At 42.3% G+C, this 26083-nt stretch carries 20 protein-coding genes and 5 pseudogenes; 6 read left to right on the top strand and 19 right to left on the bottom strand.

Annotated features, from left to right (window positions below; genetic code table 11):
• Positions 1–57: 57 nt before the first annotated feature.
• Complete coding sequence (locus tag ACAM39_RS08775) at positions 58–1302, bottom strand: oxygenase MpaB family protein (protein WP_369627383.1); 1245 nt, start codon at positions 1300–1302, stop codon at positions 58–60.
• A gap of 239 nt (positions 1303–1541) precedes the next feature.
• Between ACAM39_RS08775 and ACAM39_RS08780 the strand changes: the two are divergent.
• Positions 1542–2273: pseudogene (locus tag ACAM39_RS08780) on the top strand (HlyD family secretion protein); the annotation flags it as partial.
• A gap of 39 nt (positions 2274–2312) precedes the next feature.
• Here the strand turns inward: ACAM39_RS08780 and ACAM39_RS08785 are convergent.
• The 14 genes and pseudogenes from ACAM39_RS08785 to ACAM39_RS08850 all read right to left on the bottom strand — a co-directional run bounded on the left by ACAM39_RS08785 (position 2313) and on the right by ACAM39_RS08850 (position 18322).
• Entirely contained in the window at positions 2313–4148 is a 1836-nt protein-coding gene (locus ACAM39_RS08785) for a 3-hydroxyacyl-CoA dehydrogenase (protein ID WP_369627384.1), read from the bottom strand.
• A 243-nt stretch (positions 4149–4391) separates the two neighbouring features.
• Positions 4392–5546 (bottom strand): catalase family protein, encoded by a 1155-nt coding sequence (locus ACAM39_RS08790; RefSeq protein WP_369627385.1) that lies wholly within the window; start codon positions 5544–5546, stop codon positions 4392–4394.
• A gap of 82 nt (positions 5547–5628) precedes the next feature.
• Positions 5629–7218: a Dyp-type peroxidase gene (locus ACAM39_RS08795; RefSeq protein ID WP_369627386.1), complete on the bottom strand. Its 1590-nt coding sequence runs from the start codon at positions 7216–7218 to the stop codon at positions 5629–5631.
• Between the two features lie 211 nt (positions 7219–7429).
• Positions 7430–7999: a hypothetical protein gene (locus ACAM39_RS08800; RefSeq protein ID WP_007394488.1), complete on the bottom strand. Its 570-nt coding sequence runs from the start codon at positions 7997–7999 to the stop codon at positions 7430–7432.
• A 554-nt stretch (positions 8000–8553) separates the two neighbouring features.
• Entirely contained in the window at positions 8554–9762 is a 1209-nt protein-coding gene (gene ssuD / locus ACAM39_RS08805) for an FMNH2-dependent alkanesulfonate monooxygenase (RefSeq protein ID WP_369627387.1), read from the bottom strand.
• Between the two features lie 379 nt (positions 9763–10141).
• Positions 10142–11068, bottom strand: a complete 927-nt coding sequence (locus tag ACAM39_RS08810; protein WP_369627388.1) for a CysB family HTH-type transcriptional regulator — start codon at positions 11066–11068, stop codon at positions 10142–10144.
• Between the two features lie 218 nt (positions 11069–11286).
• Complete coding sequence (msuE, locus tag ACAM39_RS08815; RefSeq protein ID WP_369627389.1) at positions 11287–12057, bottom strand: FMN reductase; 771 nt, start codon at positions 12055–12057, stop codon at positions 11287–11289.
• A 157-nt stretch (positions 12058–12214) separates the two neighbouring features.
• Positions 12215–12580: pseudogene (locus ACAM39_RS08820) on the bottom strand (ABC transporter permease subunit); the annotation flags it as partial.
• Between the two features lie 17 nt (positions 12581–12597).
• Positions 12598–13422, bottom strand: a pseudogene (locus tag ACAM39_RS08825) (methionine ABC transporter ATP-binding protein); the annotation flags it as partial.
• Positions 13423–13466: 44 nt separating this feature from the next.
• A pseudogene (locus ACAM39_RS08830) lies at positions 13467–13907 on the bottom strand (MetQ/NlpA family ABC transporter substrate-binding protein); the annotation flags it as partial.
• Positions 13908–14162: 255 nt separating this feature from the next.
• Positions 14163–14954 carry an ATP-binding cassette domain-containing protein gene (locus ACAM39_RS08835; protein ID WP_369627390.1) on the bottom strand — a complete coding sequence of 264 codons (792 nt, stop codon included), beginning with the start codon at positions 14952–14954 and terminating at the stop codon, positions 14163–14165.
• On the bottom strand, positions 14954–15850 hold the full coding sequence (locus ACAM39_RS08840) for an ABC transporter permease subunit (protein WP_369627391.1): 897 nt from the start codon (positions 15848–15850) through the stop codon (positions 14954–14956). The genes ACAM39_RS08835 and ACAM39_RS08840 overlap by 1 nt, the downstream gene beginning before the upstream one ends.
• Positions 15851–16013: 163 nt before the next feature.
• Positions 16014–17030, bottom strand: coding sequence for an aliphatic sulfonate ABC transporter substrate-binding protein (locus ACAM39_RS08845; protein WP_369627392.1), 1017 nt, complete (start codon positions 17028–17030; stop codon positions 16014–16016).
• Between the two features lie 626 nt (positions 17031–17656).
• Positions 17657–18322, bottom strand: coding sequence for an NAD(P)-dependent oxidoreductase (locus ACAM39_RS08850; RefSeq protein WP_369627393.1), 666 nt, complete (start codon positions 18320–18322; stop codon positions 17657–17659).
• Positions 18323–18441: 119 nt separating this feature from the next.
• On the opposite strand from ACAM39_RS08850, the gene ACAM39_RS08855 reads away from it, so the two are divergent.
• The 3 genes from ACAM39_RS08855 to ACAM39_RS08865 all read left to right on the top strand — a co-directional run bounded on the left by ACAM39_RS08855 (position 18442) and on the right by ACAM39_RS08865 (position 20035).
• A complete protein-coding gene (locus tag ACAM39_RS08855; RefSeq protein WP_369627394.1) occupies positions 18442–19341 on the top strand; it encodes a LysR family transcriptional regulator in 900 nt (299 codons plus the stop codon).
• Positions 19342–19446: 105 nt separating this feature from the next.
• Positions 19447–19836 (top strand): SMP-30/gluconolactonase/LRE family protein, encoded by a 390-nt coding sequence (locus tag ACAM39_RS08860; RefSeq protein WP_369627395.1) that lies wholly within the window; start codon positions 19447–19449, stop codon positions 19834–19836.
• 1 nt (position 19837) lies between these two features.
• Positions 19838–20035 (top strand): hypothetical protein, encoded by a 198-nt coding sequence (locus ACAM39_RS08865; RefSeq protein WP_369627396.1) that lies wholly within the window; start codon positions 19838–19840, stop codon positions 20033–20035.
• A gap of 169 nt (positions 20036–20204) precedes the next feature.
• Here ACAM39_RS08865 and arsC read toward each other — a convergent pair whose 3' ends face one another.
• The gene (arsC, locus tag ACAM39_RS08870) at positions 20205–20615 is read right to left on the bottom strand and encodes an arsenate reductase (glutaredoxin) (protein ID WP_369627397.1); all 411 of its coding nucleotides are present in this window, start codon (positions 20613–20615) and stop codon (positions 20205–20207) included.
• A gap of 25 nt (positions 20616–20640) precedes the next feature.
• A complete protein-coding gene (locus ACAM39_RS08875) occupies positions 20641–21933 on the bottom strand; it encodes an arsenic transporter (protein WP_369627398.1) in 1293 nt (430 codons plus the stop codon).
• A gap of 67 nt (positions 21934–22000) precedes the next feature.
• Here ACAM39_RS08875 and ACAM39_RS08880 point away from each other — a divergent pair, with 67 nt between their 5' ends.
• The gene (locus tag ACAM39_RS08880) at positions 22001–22267 is read left to right on the top strand and encodes an ArsR/SmtB family transcription factor (RefSeq protein WP_369627399.1); all 267 of its coding nucleotides are present in this window, start codon (positions 22001–22003) and stop codon (positions 22265–22267) included.
• A 14-nt stretch (positions 22268–22281) separates the two neighbouring features.
• On the opposite strand, the pseudogene ACAM39_RS08885 reads toward ACAM39_RS08880, so the two are convergent.
• Together ACAM39_RS08885 and ACAM39_RS08890 are read right to left on the bottom strand one after the other, a co-directional pair.
• Positions 22282–22679: pseudogene (locus ACAM39_RS08885) on the bottom strand (integrase core domain-containing protein); the annotation flags it as partial.
• 1187 nt (positions 22680–23866) lie between these two features.
• On the bottom strand, positions 23867–25441 hold the full coding sequence (locus ACAM39_RS08890) for a Fic family protein (protein ID WP_369627400.1): 1575 nt from the start codon (positions 25439–25441) through the stop codon (positions 23867–23869).
• A gap of 311 nt (positions 25442–25752) precedes the next feature.
• On the opposite strand from ACAM39_RS08890, the gene ACAM39_RS08895 reads away from it, so the two are divergent.
• Complete coding sequence (locus ACAM39_RS08895) at positions 25753–26052, top strand: helix-turn-helix domain-containing protein (RefSeq protein ID WP_369627401.1); 300 nt, start codon at positions 25753–25755, stop codon at positions 26050–26052.
• Positions 26053–26083: the final 31 nt, after the last annotated feature.

A 26083-nucleotide genomic window follows, 5' to 3' on the forward strand; every position in this document is an offset into this window, starting at 1 on the left:
AGCTCATTGGTATGTGCTAGTTCATGGGTATGAGCCAGCTCATTGGTATGTGCTAGCTCATTGGTAATAGTTGTCGTGCTTTTTGAGCCACCAGTTCATGTTATCTTGGCGTTTGGCGCGAAATTGCGCCAATCTTTTGGCAATAGCCGCATTGTGCGCTCGTGCGGTATCAAGCCCAAATAGAATCGGCACACTGACAAGCACGCCATAGCGCCATTTTGGGCTAGGCAGTCCCAAGCCATCACCAATATCATCACCCACTAAAGTCCGTGTGACACTAGCATTTACACGCTCAACCAGCTGTCCACGCCTGTTATCCTCACCCATGATTTGCGAGGGTAAATCATGCAGCGCTTTGGCGAGCGGTTTACCAAATTCAAAATCTAATTGCTGGGTTACCAAATAGCTATAAAGCCATGCCCACGCCTCGGTTTCATCTTCAGGAATGCGCGCCAGCTCAATCCCCATCCACCAACTTGCCAGTTGCCATAAGTGCATAATGCCTTGTGACTCTTCGGCGCTGATTCTTGCCCCCAGTAATTTTAGTCCGCGCATAATGAGTAGCGAAAACTGCAAGTGGGTCGCCACCATATCGGTTTGGTTAATGGGTACCCCCCAGTAGTCACTGTCCCAATCATGGCGGCATAATTGTTGTCGTACCAGACCGTGTATCTGACGCACTTGCAGACTTTGTCGCCAGCCTTCTGTGCCAATTGCCAATGGGGATTGCTGGTTGCGGCTAATCGCTGGGTACTCAGACACTGCCAAAATATACGCATAGGTTCGCATGAGCCTTGGCAATGCATCGTGTACTAATGCCCCTGTTTTGATGAGTGGCAATGAGAGCGCAGGGATACTATACCCTGCCATTAACGCGACATTACGCAGTAACCAAATCAGCATCAACGGATAGCGCCGATAAGCGATTGCACCAATCTCGGCAAGTTTGGCATCATACCAACTCGGATATTGGCAAAACTGCTGATACAGCGCCTCAAACGTTGGCTGTTGTAATAACGCTTTGGCTGCCGATACGTTACTTGTTTGTTCTATTCCTTGCTCATGCAAAATCAATTGCTGCAGGGGTTTGGCAAATTTGATACCGCTGGATAACAGCGCATCGACAGGCTGATCTGCGACACCATACCCCTGCTGCATCTGTTGCAATAAATCCTTTGACACCTCAAAATCACGGGGCAATAAGAATCGTTTGATACGCTGCAACACTTGTAAATCAGCATGGTGGTCAATGTCAGTATTGCGCCCCAGTGTCGGCAAATCGGTTTGATAAAGCGGGTTCATAGCAGTGATAAATCAGTGATGAATGAATGAATGAATGAATGAATGGATAGCCTAGCGCATTTTGGCAACTAAAAAACACCTATGCAGTAAAAAAATCGATTTTTTTGTTTAAAAATGTTAGACCTTAATCGACTGGGTGTATTTACTGGATGGATGTGATAGTACCTTGCATGATGGGTTTCAATGACCAACCAGTGGGATAATGACTGTTTGGATAATGATGGGTTGGATAATGATGACTAGCCAACCAGCAACAAATCATCGAGCAGCGTAAAGCCGATGTCAAAGCCGCGCAGGCAAAAGTAGCACAAGTTAAAACCCAGTTAGAATTGTCTATCCAACAGCTTAAACGACTTCAATCCTTGGTCGGCGTTGGCGCCGTGTCACAAAATGAAGTCGATACTGCCAAAGCGGCAGTTAAAAACAATGAAGCACTGATGAGCCAAGCAATGGCCAGTGTCGATGTCGCCCGCGAAGGTCAAAAAACCGCGGAAGTGGCAAAGATGGGTTTGTTGGCACAGGTTAAAAGCGCCAATGCACAGTTAAAACAGGCCAATACCAACCAAGAATATGGCTTAATCACCGCGCCGACCTCAGGTAAATTAGGGCAAATCAATATCCGTACCGGTCAGTTGGTGACGCAAGGCACGCAGTTGGTTTACCTCATTCCAAAATCGATGTGGGTCATTGCCAATTTTAAAGAAACCCAAATTGATAAAATGAAAATCGGGCAAAAAGCGTGGTTTACTGTCGATGCCCTAGGCAAACAAAAATTTACGGGGGTAGTCAAAAGCATCTCCCCCGCAACAGGGTCAGAATTTAGTGTCATTAAAACCGACAATGCCACTGGGAATTTTACCAAAGTGGTACAGCGCATTTCTGTGCGCATTGACATCGATGGCAACCAAAGTCGGCTGAATGAACTGATACCCGGCATGTCGGTAGTGGCAACAGTAGATACGTCAAGTTAGCAAATTAACCCTTTTTTATTCTCCTTGGCCAAACGCAGTTTAGTCAGATAAGCTTAAAAAATCTTTCGCTAAATAAGCTGGGTTAGGATATTGATAGAACCCCTCACCCGTGGCTTCACCCAGTTTATTGGTATCGACCAGTTCTGCTTTGAGTTTTTGAGCGGGCTGCTGCAAAGAAGGGTCCGTTTTTGCCAGTTCATTAAAGATATTGTAGTTGGTTTTCATGCCATTTTTATCCAAAATCGCCATCGGTCCAAAGGGTGAACCCGTGGCTATCATCCACGTTTTATCGATGGTTGCGGCATCGGCAACGCCGTTTGCCCACAGTTTTAGCCCAGCTACCAATAACGGAATCAATAAGCTATCAAGCACATAGCCCGATTGTTCTTTTTTCACTGCTATCGGTAACATAGCAATGGCTTTGGCAAATTCGATGACGTCAGCATAAACTTGTGGGTCGCAACTTGGCGCCGCCATCAACTCCACCGTATTACGGATATGGATGTGATTGGCAAAATGCAGCATCAAGAATTTTTCTGGGCGGTTAGTAAAGGTCGATAACACGCTTGGCAATAGCGTCGATGAGTTACTGGCAAACACGGTTTTGGCAGGGGCGGCGGCTGAGGCTTTGCTATAAAAATCTTTTTTGATGTCTAAGCTTTCTGGCACCGCTTCAATCAATAGGTCTGCATCTTTTAGCGCCTCATTCAAGTCCGTGGTGTAAGCTAAATTTTTGCTAGCTGCTGCCACTTGGGCATCGTTTTCACCTAGGTCATGCTGATGCTGATTGGCAAGGTCGGTAAAGTGGGCTTTCGCCTTAGCAATCGCGTCATCATTAATGTCATAAATAGTCACGTTAAACCCATGAAACGCACATTGCACTGCAATTTGGTTGCCCAATACGCCACTACCTGCCACGGTAATATTTTTATAGGGTACTTTGGATAAATCCGCTTTGGGTGGTTTTAAAAAGTCAGGATTTTTAAAGGCGGGATTGGGGTATTGATAAAATCCTTCGCCCGTTGGTACGCCCAATTTATTTTGCTCGATATACTCTTTTTTAAGCATATCAACGACCGCTTGGTCTTGTTGTTTGCCCTTAGCCACAGCAAGCTTGTAAATATTGTAAGGGGTAGTCAGCCCCAGCATATCATAAAAAGCAAATGGTCCCATCGGCGAGCCTGTGCCAAGCATCCAGGTTTTGTCGATGGTTTGAATGTCAGCAATGCCTTGGATATACAGCTGCATCCCTGCATTTAACCAAGGATTGAGTAGTGAATTTAGTACATAGCCCGAGGTTTCTTTGTTGACGATAATAGGCACCATGCCGATTTGTTTGGCAAACGCGGTCACCGCATCAAATACATTAGGGTCAGTATCGGCATGCGACATAATTTCGGCAAGATTGCGCTTCCAAATCTCATTGGCAAAATGCATCATCAAAAACTTAGCAGGACGGTCGGTAAATTTGACCAAATCACTGGGCAACATGGTAGATGAGTTACTGGCAAATACAGTTTTTGCAGGGGCAGCGGCCGAGGCTTTTTGATAAAAATCTTTTTTGATGGCGACATCTTCGGGCACCGCTTCAATCAATAAATTGGCGTCTCTCAATGCTTCTGTTAAATCTGATGTATAGCTCAAGTTTTGCTTAGCCTGTTTGGCTTGTTCGCTTGTTTCACCCAAATCAGCCTGATGACGTTTGGCGATATCGGCAAATTTGGTTTTGGCTTTATTGAGCACCTCGTCATTGATATCATACACAACGACTTTAAAACCATGAAACGCCGCTTGTACGGCAATTTGATAGCCCAAAACACCACTGCCTGCGACTGTGATATGGGTAAAATTAACAAGAGGATTCGACTCTAACATACAAGACTCCTAAATTAACAGGCAAATACGCAACTTTATAATGGCTGAGTGAGGGAAATTTTTTGCTATTATCGTATTTGCTGTCGACTATTTTTGATTAGATTGAAAGAAAAAAACCGTTAGCCCAGTCACAGGCTAACGGTTGTTGAATGATTGAGGACGATGTAGTTTTTTACCCGATGGATAACATATTGCCCTAAACAATGCCCCCATAACCGCCCTGCTACTGATTTTTTGCCAAATTTACAGGCTGTAAAAATCTTTATCAAATGCCTGTTTTAGGTTGGTTGGCTCGGCACGTTTTTTATGATTTAAACGATGGCGCGTGGTCGAGGCGGTTTGATAGGCACGCAGTCGCGCGTGCTGCAAATTACCAATCGGACGGTTGGCTTCAATACAGCGAAACGGGGTAAATGACAAATGTTCCATAATGTCAAAGTTACCGTTATCCGGTACATCTTGGCAAGGGATGGTAAGTTTTGCCACTGTCACAAATGGCGCGTCTTTTTCATCCCATTCTTTGGTCAAATCATTGATGGGCTGGTCTTTTAAGTTACGGCACAGTTGAATTTGCACATCAAACTCATAATCATGCTCACGGATTTCTTGTAAAATCAGAGGACGAATCGCCTCGCTGGTGGCATTGACATCTAGGTCACGGCGTTTGATTTTGGCTTGTGACGCTTTGGTCGGGGCGACACGGATTTTTGCCATATAGTCGCCATGACGCACAGCCCCTTGTGAGTAAAAACTGTATAACAAGGTATTTTGCGGTTTGATGGTTTTAAACTTACTAAAAGCCCTAAAAGTCTTGAGGGATTCTTTGGATGGTAGTTTTTTGCCATATTGGGTAACCCAGTCAAAGGCAAATTTAGCTTGCCCTTTCGCGCCTTTGGCAAAATAATCATTTAATTGTAAAAATAGCCGTGAAATATAACTATAGTCTTGAATGGTGTTACAAAAGAAAATAGGGAAATTAATCAGATTGTAGTCAAAGTTTGGGCTATCTGGCTCATCTGGCAGTAATTTTTCGCCTTTGACACCAAAGACTTTAATCGCCAACCCTTGAGAAAGTCCCAACTTGTTGTCAGCAGCCACACGAGATGAACCGTTAGAAAAACGAATCACCGCTTCATGGCGAGCGGGTTTGGCATAGATACCTTGGGCATATTCTTTGGGCAGTTTTGGTAAAATCTCAAAGTTGGCTTTTAATGCACAGTAGCCTTTGGCATGGGCATCTCGGGTGTGATAGTTGATTTTGCTAACCGTGTCTGATTTGCCGATATAGTCACGAATGTCTGCTGTGATTTGGTCGATGGCTTTTTCATCGTCGCTAGTAAGCTGGTCGATGGCTGGGTCAAACTTGGCATAACGACGACCGAATAATTTATTTAACATGATGATTGTCCTTTGTTATTTTCATTATTTTATAAGGTTAGCGGTACTAAAAACGCCTAACCTTTTTTTATTTAGTTTTACTCTAGTATGAATTTTCGTTAAGCTCACTAATCCATTTAAGTGCCGACAAGCTTGGTACAAAAAGATATTCACCGCCTTGTAGGGTATTAAATTGCAAAATATTGGTATGACGCTTACGAATTGGCTCGTCGGGTACGGTGAACACATCGCTATCAGCGTCACTACCTGCGTGTACGCCTAGCATTGGGTCACGTTCTTCCCCAAGGTTCATAAAGTTACCGTCATTAATCCATTGGCTTTGCAAAAACTCAAGCGTGTCCATGGCATGCGCGTTGATACCGATAAAAAATAAACCCCGGTCTTGGCCGTCGTCTTGGGTCACGTTGGGTGGCACGATATCGCCATACGAAACGCTACGGCGGATGATACGGTGAAGACGCACATCGCTTAGAATAAAATCTTTGGTATTGCGGGGGTTCATACGGCGAGCATGGGCACCAAACGGGCAGCCTTTGCCATAGGGATCGTCCGTGTAGTCAAATTTATTGTTTGCTACATTGTCTTTGCCGAGGGCTTCATCATCGTGGTCTGGGCTTAGGGTGATGGGGGCACCCGAACGCCAGCGACCGAACATTTTTGCCCCCAGTTTATCGGCTTTAGCTGGGTCATTGTCGCTTTGTTCTAGGCAATAGCGGTGAAAGTCAGCCACATTACTGCGGTATTTTCGCAGTACCATAAACGAGCCGTTTTTACCCAATACTTCTGGTTGTGGCATAGGGGGTACCACGCCCGCTTCACCTTTATAACCTAACACAAATTCACCCGCCGCAATCGGGCGTTCGGTGTTATTTTCAAGCGTGATACCACTGCCATCAACTTCTGGGTTACTGATCCCATCGCGATAACCAAACACGTTTTTGACGTCACCATCTGCGCCAAAATCATGTTCTACCAAGATTTCGATAGCGTTGCGGCTGGCATCTAGATAAGGGGCAAACGCCTGTTTAAGTTCGGCAAGTTTGGCTTGCCATTTTTCTTGGCTATCGGCAATCAACGCGCCGCAAATATGAATATCGCCTTTATCACCAAATGGCGCAAGCCAGTTGCTAGGGTCATTATCGCCTTTGTCACCCAAGATATCGGAGCGGCCTGCCATCCCTGTTTTGAAATTTTCTGGGAAAGAATCAAGCGAGCTTTGCGGTAAGCCTAAAGCTTTTAGCCCCTCATACGTCATCACAATGGTCAAATTGGCATCCATATCTTTTTGGAAATTTTTTGAGCCTGTGACGTTTGGTAATACCGCTTTTAGTAATTCACGACCCGCGATGCTGTCATTGACTTTTAGCGCGACAAGCGTGCCATAGTAAGGTGCAGGGCGGTCATGCAAAATGATGGCTTGAATATCCTCAAGTTCCATCGTGGCGATATTGGGATAGATAGCGTTCGTTGCCCGTGTGGTGAAGCTGTGCAGCTGCGTGCTGATTTTTTGTTTGGCTTCGTGTACCCGTTCTTTGACACTGCCTTTTTCAGTGGGTGTATCGCTGTGTTCAAATTTGTCTTTAACGGCCTCTATGCCATGCTCGATACCATCTTGTAGATGGGTTTTTAATTTGCCAAGTAGGCTTTCATTCGCTGGGTTGTCGTTATTCATGGTCGTTCCTAGCAGAGAATTTCAAAAATTTGATGCTAAGAACCTGCTCACCATACACCACGCTAAATATCGCTTATGGTAAAAATCACGCAACAAATGGCTTTTGTATCGAAATTTTAACCTAAAGCTTGCCCGTTCAGCGTAAGCTTGGAATAGTACCCTTATAATAGTACGATAAACGTGATATGGTGAATACAGGTTCTAAGCGGGCTTATTGGGCTTGTTCAATGGCTTTATTGATGCCACGCACGATTTTGTCATTACGCGCAATATCACGAACCGTCAGATGAGGCACACCTACATACCAACCGGTAGCGGTAATCTGATGGTCAAGGATAAATTGCTTGACCGTCGGGTCTTTAATCCCAGGCCAACCCTCTACATTGCCAAAAATCAAGTCCATGAGTTCTGGAATTTTGGTAGCAAAGTCATTGATGTAGGCGTCCCAATCGCCATCATAGGCGGTACAAAACAGGAGCTTGGTGTCATTGTCTAAAAACACCAGCCGCAAATCATGTAAGGTGCCTACATTGGTCGCCCCTGCAAGATTGCCTTTGGTAATTTCTAAAATTCGCTTGATACGAGCTGCCCCATCTTTGGTTAAGGGGGCGATGGCGGTGAGTTCAGAAACTTTGCCTGATTTTAAGCCCTTTTCACCGGCGCTGGTCACAGAATGGTCATAGCCATCATTAGCGCCCTCTTTTAGGTTTGCCATGAGCATTTGGGCTTTTAATGCCACATCGTCTAATAAAGAAAGTTTTTCGTTGTTTTCAGTTGTCATCTTTTATTGCCTTTATAGTTAGTTGATCATAGTGAAGTGCTTGATTTAAATTTATTTATCTCATAGTTTTATTATTTAAAATTTAAATCCTTTTTATTATATAAGCCGCAAAAAGCAAAAAGCGTTAAAATAACTTTTATCACCCATAAAATTACAAAACTAAACTATTGATTAAAAAATGACATACTACAAAATGCAAAATTAACAGTATTAATTTAAAAATTTTCATTGCTATCAATCATTTATTCAAATTGCAAATGTAACCCATTATAGAGAAGTCGCTTTTCCTGCTTTGCATTTGCTAAAAAAAGTTGGGATATTGATACCTTGATGCTTAACTTTTGCAGAGTAGCTTGCTGGTCTAATCTCACGGTATAACTGGCTACCACTTTTAAAAAAAGTGTTTATCAGTTAAAAGGTCTATCAGTTAAAAGATGCTTATCATGGCTAGGGTGGATTCCGCGCCCTATCAGATGATAGGTATAGATGAGGCGTAAAACGTGCCTTAGTTAGCACGTTTTATCACAAGTATTTAAGACGCCTTTAAGATAAATTTAAGAGGCAATGGCGTGTTTGGGTGCAGCAGTGGCGGGTTTTTTTGGGGTTGCAGTGTCGCTGGTTTGTTGCGGGGGTGCATAGTTATTAGCGACAATTTCACCAAACGGTCCTGTCAAATTTGGCTTGACCAAGGTGTTTTGGGTGTCTATCGGTAACAATGGGAAAACCAATTCTGCAAACCGATAGGCTTCTTCCAAGTGTGGATAGCCTGAAAAAATAAAGTTATCAATGCCCAAATCAGCATACTCTTGAATACGCGCGGCAACGGTTTGTGGGTCGCCCACCAGTGCGGTGCCTGCACCACCACGCACCAGTCCAATCCCTGCCCATAAGTTGGGCGAAATTTCTAAGTTATCACGGCGACCGCCATGCAAGGCTGCCATACGTTGTTGTCCCACCGAGTCCATCTGGGCGAATTTGGCTTGGGCGGCGGCAATGGTGTCATCATTGACATAACTCAATAATTCATCAGCAGCTTGCCAAGCGGCTTCATTGGTTTCACGCACAATCACGTGCAGACGAATACCATAGCTTAATGTACGACCTTTGGCAGCGGCTTTGGTTTTAAGCTGCTCAATCTTCTCTTTGACGGCGACAGGCGGCTCACCCCACGTCAAATAACTGTCAACTTGTTCGGCAGCCAGTGTTTGCGCCGCCTCAGATGAACCGCCAAACCACAAGGGCGGATATGGCTGTTGTAGAGGGGGATATAGCAATTTGGCATCCTCGACTTGCAAGCGTTCACCGTTAAAAGTAAAGGATTCGCCGGTGTGCGAGCGGGTTAAAATCTCTCGCCAAATCGTGGTGTATTCACTGGCTGTCTGATAACGCGTCGCGTGGTCTTCAAAGATGCCATCGCCTTTAAGCTCTTGTTCATCGCCGCCTGTGACCAGATTAAGCAGTAATCGACCATTCGATAAACGATCAAAGGTGCCTGTCATACGAGCGGCAAGCGCGGGTGTCGTCACCCCAGGGCGTAATGCCACCAAAAACTTTAAGCGATTGGTCGCATCAATGAGACTAGCAGCGACCAGCCAAGGGTCCTCGCATGAGCGACCTGTCGGAATCAACACGCCCTCATAGCCGAGGTTATCGGCTGCCACTGCAATTTGCTTCATATAGGTATGGTCAACAGTTCTTGCCCCTTTACTCGTACCTAAATAACGACTGTCGCCATGTGTCGGTATAAACCAAAAAATTTTCATCGTAACCCCTGCTTGTAAGCTCAAAAATTGATTAAGATAACTCGCCTTTTGTCGTTGGCGGTTTATCAGTAGCCATAAGCTTAAGGCAAATATCGCTCAATAAAAAATAACAAAAACTGCTTTGGTTAGCACAAAAAATACTTAATAATTTTGCTGCTAACCCTATCAATTTAATCGCTAAAGCAGTGACATCAAAAAAAACGCTTTACAGTTTTCACCATAAAGCGTTTTATCGTCAAATGAAGTCATATCAACAGCAGATAAACAAGCCCAAATCTTAAAAATAGCACAGTAAGCAAGACAGCAAGCGAGTTTCATGCGTATTACATCGGATGTAGCAGACGATAAGTTTTGCCAACTTGCTTATCAGGATTTAGCGTTAGCTGCTAGGTTGTATGGCATCATGCATTGTTGCTTGGGTTAACGTGGGGTTACACAAGGCTAAAAACTGATAACCAAACCCCCGTAAAAAATGCCCTTGTCGCACTGCCAGTAACGTCGTATTTTGATGAAACAGTGGCTCACAATTAAGTAACGTCAAATGGGCGTCTTTATTGGGATTAAACGCCATATCCGCGATGATACCAATGCCCATGCCAAACTCCACATAAGTTTTTATCACATCAGAATCCAATGCGGTCATCACGATATCAGGCTGTAATTCTGCTTTGGCGAACGCTTCATCAATCATCGTTCGCCCGGTATGACCATTAATGTAAGTGATAATCGGATAATGGGCAATGTCGGCAAGCGTTACCTGTTCAAGCTGGGTCAAGGGGTGATTGGGCGGCACCACAATCGCATGATACCAGTGATAATAAGAAAAAGTCACAAGCTCGCTATAGCTTGACAAGGCTTCGGTGGCAATGCCAATATCCGCTCGTCCATCAAGTAGCATTGCCGCAATTTCTGGCGGTGCGGCTTGTAACAATCGCAAATGCACCTTAGGAAAAAGCTGTTTAAACGCTTGCACAACGGGTGGCAAAATATAACGAGATTGGGTATGGGTGGCTGCGATGGTCAATTCGCCTTTATCTTGGCTGGTATATTGTTCAGCCAAGGTTTTGATATTGTTGGCATCATGTAGCATCCGCTCTACAATCACCAATAACTCTTTACCCGGCTCGGTCAAACCTAATAGCCGTTTACCCTTACGCACAAACAGCCCTACCCCAAGCTCATCTTCTAAGTCTTTGATATGTTTGGACACACCCGATTGTGAGGTAAATAATGCATTGCCTACTTCCGTCAAGTTATAGTCACAGCGTACCGTTTCTCGAATAATACGAAGTTGTTGAAAATTCATAGTCTGTTGGCCCAAATAATCCGATAATGAATAAAATTAGTGTAAGCCGAGCGGCCTAGGACAACAAACGCCTATCAAACAAATTAATATTCCAAAATTACATATGCCAATCACACAAAAAAACAAAATTCGAATAACCCAAGCAGTTTGTTGCTCGGGTTATATTTACTCATACTGAGCCTTTGATATCAGCTAATACGCACTAAGGCATGTGCCCTTCAGGCGACGGATGGATGGTTTTTAGGGGATGATTGAGTAGTTTGCGGGTATAGTCTGGCTTCGGCGCTCGATAAATCTGGCACTGCCACAGAGGGTAATATTTCGGCTTGTTCGACTTGTTTATTAATCCCTAACTGCTGATTGGCTTGCGCTGATTTTTCTTTAATGGCTTGGGCGCGTCGGCCTTTGGCGGGTGCCCACTCAAGTATCGGCAACGCGCGCGCCACCGCTAACACAATACGGTCACGCAACTGTTGGCTTGAGACGGTGTATTCTGGGGTAAAGTCTTTATCCATCGCATACACGCCTATTGGCAATGTCTGCGCTTGGAAAAAACTAAACAATGGGCGCAGTTGGTGCTCTAGTACCAGTGCATGACGCTCGCTACCACCCGACGCTGCCAATAATACTGGCACATCCACGAGCGCGGTTTGCTCTACAAAGTCAAATAAGTGTTTAAACAATCCGGTAAAAGACGCGCGATATACCGGTGTTCCTACAATCAAGGCGTCCGCCGCTTCAATCGCTGCCAAGTCGTTTTGCACACGTTCTGGCAGTTGGTTACGATAAATCGCCCCACTGAGTAAAGGCCCGATTTCACTCAGCTTGATAAAATGCACGTTGATGGGCGTGGCTTGTGCCAACTCATCTACAATATTTTGCACCAGACTTTCGGTTTTTGATGGTGTGTTGAGCCCACCTGATACCGCAACGATATTGAGTGGAATGGCTGGATTTGGTTGATTTGTGAAATTTTGAGTGATAGACATCTTTATCCCTTAATTTAGTTTAATACTGTAAATCGATGACATTTCGATAACCCCATTAAACGAAAAATTAAGCCGCTTGTGAAACAACAATATCTGCATTATTTAGCTGATTTTTTGCTATATCAGATTTGCCAATCAAAGTGGTAAACCTGCATGGCTACAATTGGCGTTTATCGACCCATTGAGCCAGACTATCGCCGGTGGCTTGCACCAACATAACCAACGCCACCAAAATGACTATCACCAATACCATCATTTGCACATCAAAACGCTGATAGCCATAACGATAGGCGATATCGCCCAAGCCGCCAGCACCAATCGCGCCAGCAATGGCAGATGAGTTAATCATGGTGACAAGTGTCACGGTAAATCCGGCAATAATCCCAGGCAATGCTTCAGGCAGCAAGACATGCTGAATAATCTGTGTACGGTTGCAGCCAATTGCTTGTGCCGCTTCTATAAGCCCTGGGTCAACTTCACGCAGAATTACTTCAGCAATTCGGGCAAAAAAGGGGGCGCTGCTGTACGAGTGGCATTGTGCTTGTCAGTGAGTTTATCCTCACCCAAATCAATGGATGACTGGTTATAGCCTAGTAACTCTTGGGTCATGGTGTGCATTGGTGAGGCAAATACTTTCCACACCGGTCCTGTTTCAACGATTTGCCCTTGGTTAATGACAATCACTTGGTCACAAATATCTCGAATGACTTGCATTTCATGGGTAATGAGCACAATGGTAATGCCAAGTTTTTTATTAATTTGCTTGAGTAACTGCAAAATTAACTGGGTACTTTCTGGGTCTAGTGCTGACGTGGCTTCATCACACAATAACATTTTGGGTTCATTCACGAGCGCCCGCGCAATGCCCACCCGCTGTTTTTGACCGCCTGATAACTGGGAAGGATACATCAATGCTTTATCACTGAGCCCCACCATCTCGAGCACTTGCGCCACACGTTTCTTGATATCAGCCTGACTTACTTTGGCGACTTTTAATGGCAAGGCGACGTTGTCTTGTACTGTTTTACTCGACAGCAGATTAAAATGCTGAAAAATCATACCAATACCTTGACGCAGTTGTCGCAGCTGTGCTTGGTTGAGTGCTGCCACATTGTTATCATCAATATAAACATGACCATCACTAATCGACTCCAAGCCGTTAATAATGCGTAATAAAGATGATTTGCCTGCCCCGCTTTTACCGATAATACCCAGAATTTTGCCTGTTGGCACCTCAAGTGAGATATCTTTTAGTGCATGAATCGCTTGCGCCTGTCCTTGATAAAACTTATTGACCTTATCGATTCGGATATAGGGAAGTGATGAATGACTGCTATCTTGGGTAATATGAGTAAATGATTGCATAGCATGATCCTTTGTAATTGTTATGGCTAAAACTTGTTAACGCATTACGAGGTCCAACCTGGAAACCAAAGTTTTTCCCCGATTTCTTTGTTTAGCACTTGTTTTACGTTAGGGGAAGTTTGATAAATGTGAATAAATTTTTTCAGCTGTTCGGCGCGCTCAGGATTTTTTCGGGCAAAATCATCACGAGTGACAAATAAAATCGCATAGCGGTTGTTGGTGGTATCATCAAAGACTAAAGCTTGGTTGGGGTCAATGGTTTTGGCTAAGCGCAAATTATGCGGGTAGTTAAACACCAAATCAGCATCATCAATCGCTCGTGCGGTCTGCGGGCCTTCGACTTCAATAAACTGCAATTGTTTTGGATTGCTGCTGATATCGCTTAAGTTAGACAGAAAATTATTTGGGTCTTTTAGCCCAATTAATTTTGCCTGTTGTAGCAGTAGTAGCGCTCGCCCTTGATTAACAGGCTTGTTTGGCACCATGGCTGATTAAAATCCGTCATGCTAATTCCTTACCGCTAAATGCTTGAATAAGGCATCATGGTAAAGATTTTTTTTCGCAAAGATAACCAAGATATTTTGCTATCTATAGCAAGAAATGTGATGAATAGCATGTCATTTGATTGATGGGGTGAGCATAAAAAAAGCCCATCAATTTTTTAATGGGCTTTTGCTAAATAAGGGGTACCAAAGGGCGCCAAAGTGTGTCAGTGGCTTGCCATTGAACGATTGACAGACTCAATGCACCGCTAAAATCTTATCCAGCACAATTTGCTCAAATGGCGCAGTTTTAGTCATATTATTACGGGGATGGGGCAATAAGATTGGCAAATCTAGTCCAATTTTGCCTTGTTCAATTAAAATCACCCTATCAGCAGTGATGACCGCTTCACTGACATCATGGGTCACTAAAATCACCGTAAATCGATGTTCTTGCCATAATTTGACCAACAGTTGCTGCATATCAAGACGGGTTAACGCATCGAGTGCCCCCAATGGCTCATCAAGTAGCAACAGCTGCGGACGATGAATAATCGCTCTAGCCAAAGCCACTCGCTGCTTTTGTCCCCCTGACAATGCCGATGGCCAATCATCAGCCCGCTCTGCCAAGCCGACTTCCGCTAACGCTTTCAACGCTTGCGCTTTCCAGTCTGGCGTTTTTAGCCCAAGCCCCACATTTTCCAGTACCGTTTTCCAAGGCAATAATCGGTCATCTTGGAACATCAGCCGCGTGGATTGTCGCCATGCCTGAGGCGACATGGCTTGGTTGGCAATTGACATGGCTGTCAACTCCCCACTACTCGCCGTTTCTAACTGAGCAAGTAAACGCAGCAACGTTGATTTGCCACAGCCACTGTGCCCGACAATAGCGATAAAATCACCACTTTGAATGTGCAAATCTAGGTCTTTGATGACTTCTCGATTGTCAAATTTTTTGACCACATTGGTTAAGCTTAAAGCCAATCCTGCTGAGGTTTTTGATGGCGTTCTGAATGGCGCTGACAATGGTGCTGACAATGGCGTTGACATTAGTGTGCTCCTTGTTGGTAAGCGGGGTGCCATTTGAGCCAAACAAACTCAAGCTTTTTGGCAATAAAATCGGCTAAAAATCCTAATAATGCATAAACCAAGATTGAAAACATAATGATATCAATCTGAAAAAACTCGCGAGCATGCATGGCTAAATACCCAATGCCTGTGGTGGCCGAAATGGTTTCCGCCACAATCAGCGTCAGCCACATAATGCCCAATGAAAAACGCACCCCCACCAAAATACTCGGCAATGCCCCAGGTAAAATCACTTCTTTAAACAATGCCCAACCTGTTAAATCATAGCTTTTTGCCATCTCGACCAGATGTTTATCCACATTACGGACGCCATGATAGGTATTCAAATAAATCGGAAAAAATGTGCCAACTGCCACCAAAAAAACCTTTGCCGCTTCATCAATCCCAAACCACACGATGACCAAGGGAATTAATGCCAAATGTGGAATGTTTCTCAGCATTTGAAAGGTGGTATCCAATAACGTGCGAAATACAGGCAAGGTACTGGTCAATAGTCCAAATCCCAACCCAAACAACCCGCCAATCAACAACCCCGCAAACGCTCGCAGCGCACTAATACCAAGATGCTGCCAAAGCTCACCACTTTTTATGAGTTCATAGCCTGCTTGAAGAACGGCATTGGGTGACGAAATATTTTTAAGGTAAGCCTCAGGCAGTAATTGAAAACTTGCTACCAGTTGCCAACCCACCAACATAAGTAACGGCAACCACCAACCCCCTGTACGCCCAAACAGGGTTTTAACAACCTTGCGGGTTGACAATGTCTTGACTGGCGCATTCACCCTTATCGGTTTCGTCGGTAGCGGCTTTGATGCCGCTACCACTGAATTATCCGCAACAAAACTTGACGTTTTCATAAACAATCTCTCAATGCAAATTTATCAATGCAACTTTATTAATGACTGTTAAAAGCTTAACTGTCGCCTGTATCACTTCAAGGTAGTAAGCTCAAGCTAGCGTTATAAAGATTACCTACCCTTTTTTACTAGCTTTTTACTAGGTTTTTACTAGCCATAGCGTTTACTTGGGTGGATACCAAACAATATCTTTTACCTGTATTTGTTTTGGCAGCAATTTATTTTTATAAAAAGTATCAGCTTCTTGCTGCTGGGCTTGAATGATGTCATCGGTGATATAGTTGACACCGTAATTTCTTGATTTCACCGAGGCTAACGCCACATCAGGTTTTAGATTGGTAACTTTTTGGATCATTTTGCTAAAAGTTACCGGGTCAGCGGTAATCGCTTTATCCGCTTCATCAATGGCTTTGACAATGTCTTTAACCACATCGGGGTGTTGTTGAGCAAAATCCGTTGATGCCAAATAAAACGATGTATTATTGGGCTTAAGACCTGTAGCGTCGGTCAAAACTCGCGCTTTTAGCTCAATTTTGGCACTCGACAGATAAGGCTCCCAAACGGTCCAAGCATCCAATTTCCCCGATTCAAAGGCAGCACGGGCATCAGATGGCTGTAAATACTTGACATCTATGTCAGCAAAACTCAATTTGTCACGTTCCAATGCTTTTAGTAATGTATAGTTAGCACTAGAGCCTTTAGTCACCGCCACAGATTTACCCTTTAATTCAGCCACTGACTTTAAGGTTGAATTGGCGGGGACAATGACGGCTTCAGACGGTGGTGAAGGTTTTTCATAGGCAACATACACCAAATTACTACCCGCAGCTTGAGCAAAAATGGGTGGTGTGTCCCCTGTGGTGCCAAAGTCAATATTTTTGGTATTTAGCGCTTCTAGCATCGGCGGTCCCGATTGAAACTGCACCCAATTGACTTTGATGCCGGATTTTTCGAGCGACTTTTCAAGCAGCTTACTTTCCCGCAAATACACCAACGCCCCTGAGCTTTGTAATCCGATACGCACTTCTTCAAGTGGTTTTGAATCACCGCTCTTACTGTCATTGGTCTGTGCTTCATTGGTGGTTGCCGCATTGGCAGATTTGGTGGTATTTTGCTGGCAACCTGATACTAGCAAGCTAATACTAAACCCCGAAATAAGTACAGCAGAAAATTTTTTCATTACAATACCTTATGCAATATTTAGGACTATGTGTCCTTATCCTCAAAATTTTTCATTTTTTTCGATATGAAATGCTATAAAGCCCTATCAAGTATCATCGAATGGTGACATTATTCCACAGAATAATAACAAAGCTTAATAATTATAATTGATAAGAATATAGAGGAATTTGCTAACCGCTCTACCATGCGGAAACTTTAGCTTGCGGATATATAAAGGCGGTGAGGATAAATTAACTGCTGTTATCCGTAGAAAAAAAAGGCGCAATCTTTAATCAAGTAGACCCGATAAAGCAACTTGCTGACCAGTACAGCAGCCTTATGTACTTATTAGCTTAATCACTTAGCTTAATCACCTAAATGCAATCTAATTGAGCATTTTTGGGCTAATTAAAAAGATTGGTTTAACGCGCAGCAAATTTGGTACGCTTAAAGATTGGGTTGAAGGTTATATTGAAGATAGGATTGAAGGGTGTTTGGTATCATTCAGTTTCAACTCATACCCGCTTGCAGTTTGTGAGGTTAGCTTTCACTGGATTATGATTGAATAGATTGTGAAAAAAATTTTGCAAGCAACAAGGCTGCATAACAATAGCAGCCTTGCCCTTGTAAGTCAGTCGGTTAAATTCAAATAGCAGCCGCTGTAAAATGCTGATGCAGATGGGCTTTATTTTCTAAATCATCGGCAATGGCAATCGCTAAATCCGCCACGCTAATACCTGCAGGTATATCGCCGTTCATCAACAGGTGGTTGTCACCTAAACGATACTCTCCTGTACGCTCCTCACTATAACCAGCGGTTACACCAAGCATGGCAGGCGGAGAAATAAACGCCCAATTCACATCATGACGTTCCGTTAACGCTTTGATTAAATGGCGTGCTGCATTGGCACCGTCAAAGATTTCTTTAGGAAAATCTGGTGTATCAATCAACTGTTTATTGTCAGCGACATATAAACTACCAGCACCGCCGATAATCAGCAGATAAGGTACATTTGCCTGTTTACCCCCTTCAATAATCGCCTGAGAACCTTGTGTAAATTCTTCACCAATATTGGGGTTAGTCCATCCGGGGTTATATGCACTCACAACGGCATCAAACCCTTGTAATTTTTGTGGAAAATCCGCACTCATCACGTCAGCTTGTACAGCAGTAACATTGTCTTGGGGTTCGACTTTATCAATATGGCGGGCAAACGCAGTAACTTGATGTCCACGTTGTGCTAATTCTTTGACCACCGCTTTCCCAACATACCCTGTGGCTCCGATGACGGCAATTTTTTGTGGGTTCATTTTTATTCCTTTATTTGACTGAGTTAAGATAAAGTTATTATAAAACGCTTATTCACAAACGATTAGTCTACAATAAGCTAAAATATTATTAGCTAAAAGGCAATAATAGAGAACTTATCATGAATCAATCTGACTTTGGGCAATTACTGATTTTTCATAGTATTGTTCAAGAAAAATCGATTACCAATGCGGCTAAAAAGCTAGGTATCACGGTACCATCGGTAAGCAAGGCGCTTAAGACATTAGAGCGTAATGTTGGTATTGCCTTATTCGTTCGCACAACACGTAAACTACAATTAACCGACGCTGGCGAACAACTTTATAGCCAAACCCGAGAACCGATTTCTAGGTTACAAAACACTTGGCAACATATTGGAGATCAGTACCAGCAACCAAGTGGTCTTGTACGAATCACCTTATCACAACTACATTTCGAGTTGATATTTAAACCTTTTTATGCAGAATTTTGTGCGCGTTATCCAAAGATAATTTTGGAATTCTCTATTAATAATGCTAGTGTAGATTTGATAGAAGCAGAGTTTGATTTGGGGGTAAGATTTGGTAATAACTTGACTGATAACGTGGTGGCTAAGCCCATTTATCCTGCGTTTCGCCAAGGGCTGTATATTTCTTTAGACTATGCAAGCAAATACGGCATACCAAAGACCTTAGATGATTTACAACATCATCGGATCATTGGCTTTCGTTTTATGAGTAGTAATCGAATCGAGCCCTTATTTTTGCAGATAAATGGGGAAAATAAACTACAACCCATTGAGAACACGCTGATTTTTAATGACTCTGAACAAGTGTTAGATGCCACTTTGCAAGGATTAGGGATAGGGCGAATCTTCGAACCTTTAGCAACCAACCCATCGCTGATACCCATACTTGAAGAACATTGGATAACCTTTCCTGCCAATTATTTATACTATTTGCCGACACCTGTTAAAGCTAAAAAAATACAGCTTCTCATTGATTTTTTAATGGAGAAATTTGGTAGTTACGCCTCATCTTAAATTAACAATCTGTGTTCATGACTATGAAAATTAAGTCGATAATAATCCTTGGTTCGCCTTTCTCACCCCATTTAATTGCACTGTTAGCCTTTATCAAAGTGCATCATGGTAGTCGCACCCAATGGTAATGCCTATGTGGGAAATTTTGCCTATGATTTAATGGGAGGTGCTGACCATAAGGATACAGGGATCGTGTTGGTAAAACCAGATGGTTCAACACAAAAAGTTGCCGAAGGTTTATCCTTTCCTAATGGTATGGTGATAACACCCGATGAGAAAACACTGATTGTCAATGAATTATTTGGCAATCGTATCTCTAAATTTGCCATTCATGCGGATGGCACACTCGGGGAAAGACAAGATTTTGCCAATTTTGGGAGTTTAGGCGACGAACCAAGTGTCGCTAGACGTATGGAAAAAGCATTGATCAAGCCTGATGGGCGTGCTTTAGATGCTGAAGGTGCTGTTCGATACAGTGAATCAAAGAGCCGTTAGAATGGCAGAAGGGGGTGAGATACTCGAAACGGTTGACGTCGCTCCAGAACTAGTGTTTGCTGTGGCTTTGGGGGGTGATGATGGCAAAACACTGTTTATGTGTGTCGCACCTGATTGGGATGAAGCAAATCGTAAAAGTGAAAACCTCGGACGTATGATCTCAACCAAGGTCTCAGTAGGTCATGCAGGCACACCTTAATACCTAAAACAATCTATACCGTTAAAGCAAAAGTTTTTGCGTAAGTCCTAATATACAAGTTTACAAGTTATGGTTTAAATCAATACGATAGTTTATTGCTGAAATGAGAAAGCCGTTACTGGGGATTCCCAGTAACAGCTTACAAGTTCAATAAAAACAGGTGTTTTGACTAAATTGTCGGCTCAATCTTTTCCCCATCTTCTTTGATAAAGGTTTTGGTTAAGGGCGTATCAATCAAATCTAGTACAACTTCGGAAGGACGGCACAGCTTAACGCCTTTATCACTCACAACGATTGGACGATTGATTAGAAGTGGGTCGGCTAACATAGCTTGAATAAGGTCATCATCAGTCAAACTAAGGTTATCTAGTTTATGTTCAGCGTAAGGCGCCACATTTACACGCAGTAATTGTCTTGGGGTAATACCCATTTTGGTAATTAAATCACGCAGGGTTGTTTCATCAGGTGGGTTATCCAAATAATGAATAATAGAGGGCTCAATGCCCTGATGTTTGATAAGAGCAAGCGTGTTGCGTGATGTGCCACAGTTAGGGTTGTGGTAAATTGTGATATTTTGCATACTTGTTCCTTTTAAAGTTTTAAAATTATTGAATGATTGGCAACCAAATTGCCAATGCAACCAATGTAGCCACCAATACAGGCAAGGTTAAAATAATACCGACTCTAATATAATAGCCCCAACTCACCGTAATATTTTTACTGGCTAAAACGTGCAACCATAATAAGGTAGCAAGTGAGCCAATCGGGGTAATTTTCGTGCCTAAATCACAGCCTATTACATTGGCATAAATCATGGCTTGCTTTATCATGGGGTCATGGATAGTCGCCTCATCAATCGCTAAAGCTTGAATTAGCACCGTTGGCATATTATTCATTACAGATGAAAGCCCTGCCGATAATAACCCTGTTCCTACTGTAGCTGTCATCATGCCATGATTAGCGAGTTGGCTTAACTCATGAGCTAAATAATCGGTCAGCCCTGCATTTTTTAAACCATACACCACCAAATACATACCCAATGAAAATATCACCACTTGCCACGGGGCATTTTTGACAATCGGTAGCACCGTTATTTTTTTACCCATTTTCGCTACCACAACCAACACCAACGCTCCAACCCCTGCAATGAAGCTAATGGGTACACCTATAGGCTCAAGTACAAAAAAACCCAACAAAAGTAACGCCAACACCACCCAACCCATGATAAAGGTATTTTTATCCACGATAGCCGATTGTGAGTTTTCGATTAAGTCCAACGCATAAACCGTAGGAATGTCTTTATGATAAAACCCATACAATACCAATAATGAGGTGACAACCGCTACCACGTTTACTGGTATCATCACTTTGGCATAATCGGTAAAAGGGATTTTAAAAAAGTCAGCCGACACAATATTTACCAAATTAGACACCACGAGCGGAATACTGGCGGTATCAGCGATAAACCCTGCTGTCATAATAAAAGCAAGGGTAGTCGCAGGGGAAAAGCGTAACGTGGTTAAAATCGCAATCACAATGGGTGTTAATATCAAAGCCACACCATCATTGGCAAACAATGCCGATACCACCGCCCCAAGTAGCACAATAAAAGCAAACAACCGATTACCGCTACCTTTTGCTAATCTTGCAACGTGCAAGGCGATATAGCGGAAAAAGCCTGCTTCATCAAGTAACAGACTAATGATGATAATGGCAATAAAAGCAAAGGTAGCGTTCCAAACAATATTCCACACTACAGGAATATCGGCAACCGTTATTACCCCTAATAGCAAAGCTATCCCAGCCCCGATACTGGCAGTCCAACCGATACCCAAGCCTTTAGGTTGCCATATTACAAATATCAAAGTCACTAGAAAAATGAGTAATGCGGTAATCATTGACTGCCTATAGAAACCTGTTAAAATTGAGCTATACTATAATCTATATATTTGGATATGTAAATATATGAATAAAACAGACTTTCTCAAGGCGTTAAGCGACCCCACCAGATTAAAAATTGTGCAACTACTTAATCAGAAGCAAGCGTTATGCGTGTGTGACATTATCAGCGTGTTAGACCAACCACAGCCAACTATCTCACGGCATTTAAACCAATTAAAGCAAATCGGTATTTTAAAAAGTGAGCGTAAAGGCACTTGGATTTGGTATTCGATTAGTCAAGAGTTGCCAAGTTGGGGCAAAGCGGTAATTGGTGCATTGGAATTAAATTAAATTAAATGTATGATTCATAGAGATCGTTTCAATTTGGCTATCTCTAAATCCCCTTTATAATTGGCATTTTGAATACGTTCGTCCGATGGGTTATATTGGTTCTGCACCTCATCAGAAAAAGGCGTTTCCTCGCTTAATTCAAAATGCCTTTCCATGGGTGTTTTTCCTTCAAAGCTGAATGTGGTCTTAGTCAATTATAGTAATGCTGCCATTCAGCCAATTGGTCCTGAAGGTTTTCGGACGTGATATCTACGGTTGCATAGAATTCAGTTTTATCAGTCTTTTGAGAACGCTCAACTTTACCATTGAGATGTGGCGACTCTGGTTTATTGGGTCTAAATTTGATGCCATACTCCATCATTTTCTTCTGAACCTTTTCAGCAAAGAATTCAAGTCCACGATCGGTTTCTAAATAAGGCTATGTCTGAGCTGTTTTATTTTAGGGGAGAGTTACAGAGGCTATATTATTCTTAGCTTTTATCCCTTTGTCTTATTTTGTTGGGATATGGGTTTACAGACCAATCCACCACTTAATGAATTACAGAGTAAGCAAAGCACCATTGATGTTCGCAAGTGTTAATACAGACAATGCCGATATGGAAATGTATAAGGGAGATTCAAAATTCAGGATTGCTCGAATAACAGCATTTGTATCGACTTGTCCAATTTGTTCTGCTCGTATTGAATTAGACTACGGCAAGCCCGACCATAAAGAGTTACTGATTGGTCGATGTCGTGAATCGCCACTTGCTCATGTTTATAGTTTTGATAGGGACACCTTAAAAGGATTTTTTTTAAGGGATGAAGGCTATTTAAAATAAGCAATGAAACCCGAAAAATAATAACTCAATTTCATGTCTTTTAAATTCGGGCGGGGGTCAAAATCTACTTGCTCAAAAATTAACCAAGGCACAATTTGGGCACAAAATGGACACACAATATTTTTAAGCGATTTTTCTGTGCCCAGAATCACAAAAGTGGTTAAAATTTTGACTCTCGAAAAACCACGTAAACCCCTGATATCACTGCAATAAAAAAGCCCCAATCAATCGACTGGGGCTTTTGGAATATGGTAGGCATAATCTGACTCGAACAGACTACCCCCACCATGTCAAGGTTTGCCACGATTAGAATATTATTTTATCTTAATGTATCTTAATATATATTTTCTTTAATATCAATGATTAATACTACGTAATTCCTTTATCAATTTAAATGATTTAAAGTATACTAGAAAATTAAGGGCACAGAGAAACTTCAAAAATTAGAATTTTTTTACCCCCACCCTTTCACTTCATTTAAGAAAAAATAACGTAATTCTCCAAAATTTTATTAAAATATATTAAATTGTTTTTTAATTTAAAATAAAATTAACGATAGTAATTGTTGTTCTCAACAATATATTCATGATTTTATCGAGAGTAATGCCTTGTGGTGGAAATTTACCTTCATGGTAGTGGATAGCTTGGTCAAGATTAAGCATTGTGATTATGTTGTGAATCACTCTTTAAGAATTTTGATTGACAAAGAAAGTTATCTCTTATGAATGATTGACAAAATAGCTTGTAAATTATATTGAGCGATTTTTGATTGACAAGGCTAGTTTTTAAAAGCTTTCGTAACTGCTTTAAATAGCTGTTGCCATAATGTATCATCTGCTAAAAAAGGCATTTCTTTCACCAGTTTTTGGCTTCGTTCACCCTGATTGTCCCTGATGCTACGGATGATTCTATCGGCATAATCATTTGGCATATCCATCAACTCTTTTATCGCATCACGTGCTTGATTGTGTTGATACAAATAATGGCTTTCTTGATATAAATCATCTTGAATGACACGGGATACAAGCTTGGCCAAATACAGCACGTGCGGCGTCAAATCCAAAAAACGCCAAATCGGCAATGCATTGTCAACATTACCCAAGTACAAGTTAGACTTGATACCATCTTCAAAGATTTGCGTGGTCTCAAATTGATATTCACCGATCAATTGTGCCATTAGCGGCTTAGAGACGGTATCTAGTATTTTGTCATAATCACGGCGATGTTGTGTGCTGTCACTGATGGCAGATGAAATCGGCAAAATCATCGGTTCACTTAATATTCCATCTCGGTATAGTAAATCATTGACTAAAAACCGATGCACTCGGCCATTACCATCGGCTAATGGATGAATATACACAAAGGCAAAACTTAACACCGCTGCTCGCATAATAGAAGGTTGCCCTTGCGTAACATCAAAAAAGCTCTGTAACCCTGCCAACATGTTGACAACTTGCTCAAAAGGCGGCGCAATGTAGTGGACTATTGGGGTAAAGGTGCGCTGCTCGATCTGTCCAATAAATACTGGAGACTTTCGAATTCCCAATTGCGGTAATGCGGTCTTCTCCCCTAAAATCGCCTGTTGTAACTGCGTTAATTCACTATCGGTTATAGGTAGGTCGCCTTTTCCCGTCCGCTGGGCGATCACTTGGGCAAAGCGCTCAATGCGTTTGGTCTGTTTACCCTCCCCTTCAATTATAAAACTGGCTTTACTTTCCCGTAAAGTTAACCATACTGCTGAGCGTAATAGTAAATCTTCACCAAATTCATGATTAAGCGACTGCAACATTTGTACGATATCAAGTTGTGCAGCTTGTTCAACTTGCGGGGTTTTTACCACCATTGGGCAAAAATCTGGCGTACCTGCCAAATTATTATTAATACGCCAACGACTATTTTTAGTGACTTTATCGGGCGATGCGGTGACTACCTTAGCATCATCTAGCGCATCAACATAGTTGCCACTAATATTGGCAGTAATGGTTAAAGTATTCCCCGTAAGCCATTCGTATAAAAAGCCTGCACGTCTAGCATATTGTCCGGTGGGCTCATTATTTATCCAGTCAACCAATAAAGAACTATCGATTTGTTGAAATAGTCGATACATTAGTTCATAGTGCGGAATTTCATGACGTAGATAAAATTGCAAATGAGCGATCACAGTGGCGGCTGGTTGTTTGCTAAACTGATAAACTTCTTCTCTAAAATCATCTTCTCGATGGCTTTCTCGGCGCCCCCCTAGACGGCTTACTAAATACAATGGGAATGCCAACTCAATGTTAAAATATTGAATAAGCCAGACTGCGCCAATTGGATTTTTGATCGAATGATACGATTCTTTAAGAAAACGCATAACTAACCATTGCAACATAGTATTTATTTAAAAAGGATTGTGCATAAAATTAGTAATAAATGCAACAAAATAGATATTTCAAAAAATTATGCAACAAAATAATTTTATTTTTATATTTTGTATCGATTAAATTACAGGCATTTGTACTATTAATCCCTTCTTAATATTATTTTGCTTGCATGACGGTATACTCCTAAATATTGAAGCCTCCCATGCTCCCAGTTCATATAAATAATTCATAATTGAATTATTAAATGTTATAATAGCCATTAAAATATCAAAAATGAATTATTAATGGATGCTACTTTAATATGCGATTTGACTTCTATACACCCTCAGAAATTAGTAAGTCACTGGGCAAACGCTTAAAACAGCAGCGTTTGTACCAGAATCTGACGCAGGTTGAACTTGCCCAAAGGGCTGGCATTGGACTAAGTACCGTTTGTCGTATTGAGTCAGGAGAAGGAGGAACGCTCGATAACGTTATCCGCTATGCCATGTCGGTAGGGCTAGTGAATGAATTTGCCGACCTGTTTGCAAATAACCCTAAGACGATTGATGAAGTGATAGCACAAAAAACGTCACGCAAACGCGCTTCAAGCAAATTGTAAGTGATATGGATATTAGACTACAATTTGGTAT

The sequence above is a fragment of the Moraxella sp. K02 genome, from assembly GCF_041154755.1.
Classification (GTDB): domain Bacteria; phylum Pseudomonadota; class Gammaproteobacteria; order Pseudomonadales; family Moraxellaceae; genus Faucicola.

Excerpts from the sequence above, each read along its gene's own strand:
- ACAM39_RS08795 (WP_369627386.1), bottom strand. The coding sequence starts at position 7,218 with ATGAATAACGACAACCCAGCGAATGAAAGCCTACTTGGCAAATTAAAA.
- ACAM39_RS08775 (WP_369627383.1), bottom strand. The coding sequence starts at position 1,302 with ATGAACCCGCTTTATCAAACCGATTTGCCGACACTGGGGCGCAATACT.
- ssuD (WP_369627387.1), bottom strand. The coding sequence starts at position 9,762 with ATGAAAATTTTTTGGTTTATACCGACACATGGCGACAGTCGTTATTTA.
- ACAM39_RS08875 (WP_369627398.1), bottom strand. The coding sequence starts at position 21,933 with ATGATTACCGCATTACTCATTTTTCTAGTGACTTTGATATTTGTAATA.
- ACAM39_RS08790 (WP_369627385.1), bottom strand. The coding sequence starts at position 5,546 with ATGTTAAATAAATTATTCGGTCGTCGTTATGCCAAGTTTGACCCAGCC.
- ACAM39_RS08880 (WP_369627399.1), top strand. The coding sequence starts at position 22,001 with ATGAATAAAACAGACTTTCTCAAGGCGTTAAGCGACCCCACCAGATTA.
- ACAM39_RS08785 (WP_369627384.1), bottom strand. The coding sequence starts at position 4,148 with ATGTTAGAGTCGAATCCTCTTGTTAATTTTACCCATATCACAGTCGCA.
- ACAM39_RS08845 (WP_369627392.1), bottom strand. The coding sequence starts at position 17,030 with ATGAAAAAATTTTCTGCTGTACTTATTTCGGGGTTTAGTATTAGCTTG.
- ACAM39_RS08850 (WP_369627393.1), bottom strand. The coding sequence starts at position 18,322 with ATGAACCCACAAAAAATTGCCGTCATCGGAGCCACAGGGTATGTTGGG.
- ACAM39_RS08840 (WP_369627391.1), bottom strand. The coding sequence starts at position 15,850 with ATGAAAACGTCAAGTTTTGTTGCGGATAATTCAGTGGTAGCGGCATCA.
- msuE (WP_369627389.1), bottom strand. The coding sequence starts at position 12,057 with ATGTCTATCACTCAAAATTTCACAAATCAACCAAATCCAGCCATTCCA.
- ACAM39_RS08855 (WP_369627394.1), top strand. The coding sequence starts at position 18,442 with ATGAATCAATCTGACTTTGGGCAATTACTGATTTTTCATAGTATTGTT.
- ACAM39_RS08890 (WP_369627400.1), bottom strand. The coding sequence starts at position 25,441 with ATGCGTTTTCTTAAAGAATCGTATCATTCGATCAAAAATCCAATTGGC.
- ACAM39_RS08865 (WP_369627396.1), top strand. The coding sequence starts at position 19,838 with ATGGCAGAAGGGGGTGAGATACTCGAAACGGTTGACGTCGCTCCAGAA.
- arsC (WP_369627397.1), bottom strand. The coding sequence starts at position 20,615 with ATGCAAAATATCACAATTTACCACAACCCTAACTGTGGCACATCACGC.
- ACAM39_RS08800 (WP_007394488.1), bottom strand. The coding sequence starts at position 7,999 with ATGACAACTGAAAACAACGAAAAACTTTCTTTATTAGACGATGTGGCA.
- ACAM39_RS08835 (WP_369627390.1), bottom strand. The coding sequence starts at position 14,954 with ATGTCAACGCCATTGTCAGCACCATTGTCAGCGCCATTCAGAACGCCA.
- ACAM39_RS08810 (WP_369627388.1), bottom strand. The coding sequence starts at position 11,068 with ATGAATTTTCAACAACTTCGTATTATTCGAGAAACGGTACGCTGTGAC.
- ACAM39_RS08860 (WP_369627395.1), top strand. The coding sequence starts at position 19,447 with ATGGTAGTCGCACCCAATGGTAATGCCTATGTGGGAAATTTTGCCTAT.
- ACAM39_RS08895 (WP_369627401.1), top strand. The coding sequence starts at position 25,753 with ATGCGATTTGACTTCTATACACCCTCAGAAATTAGTAAGTCACTGGGC.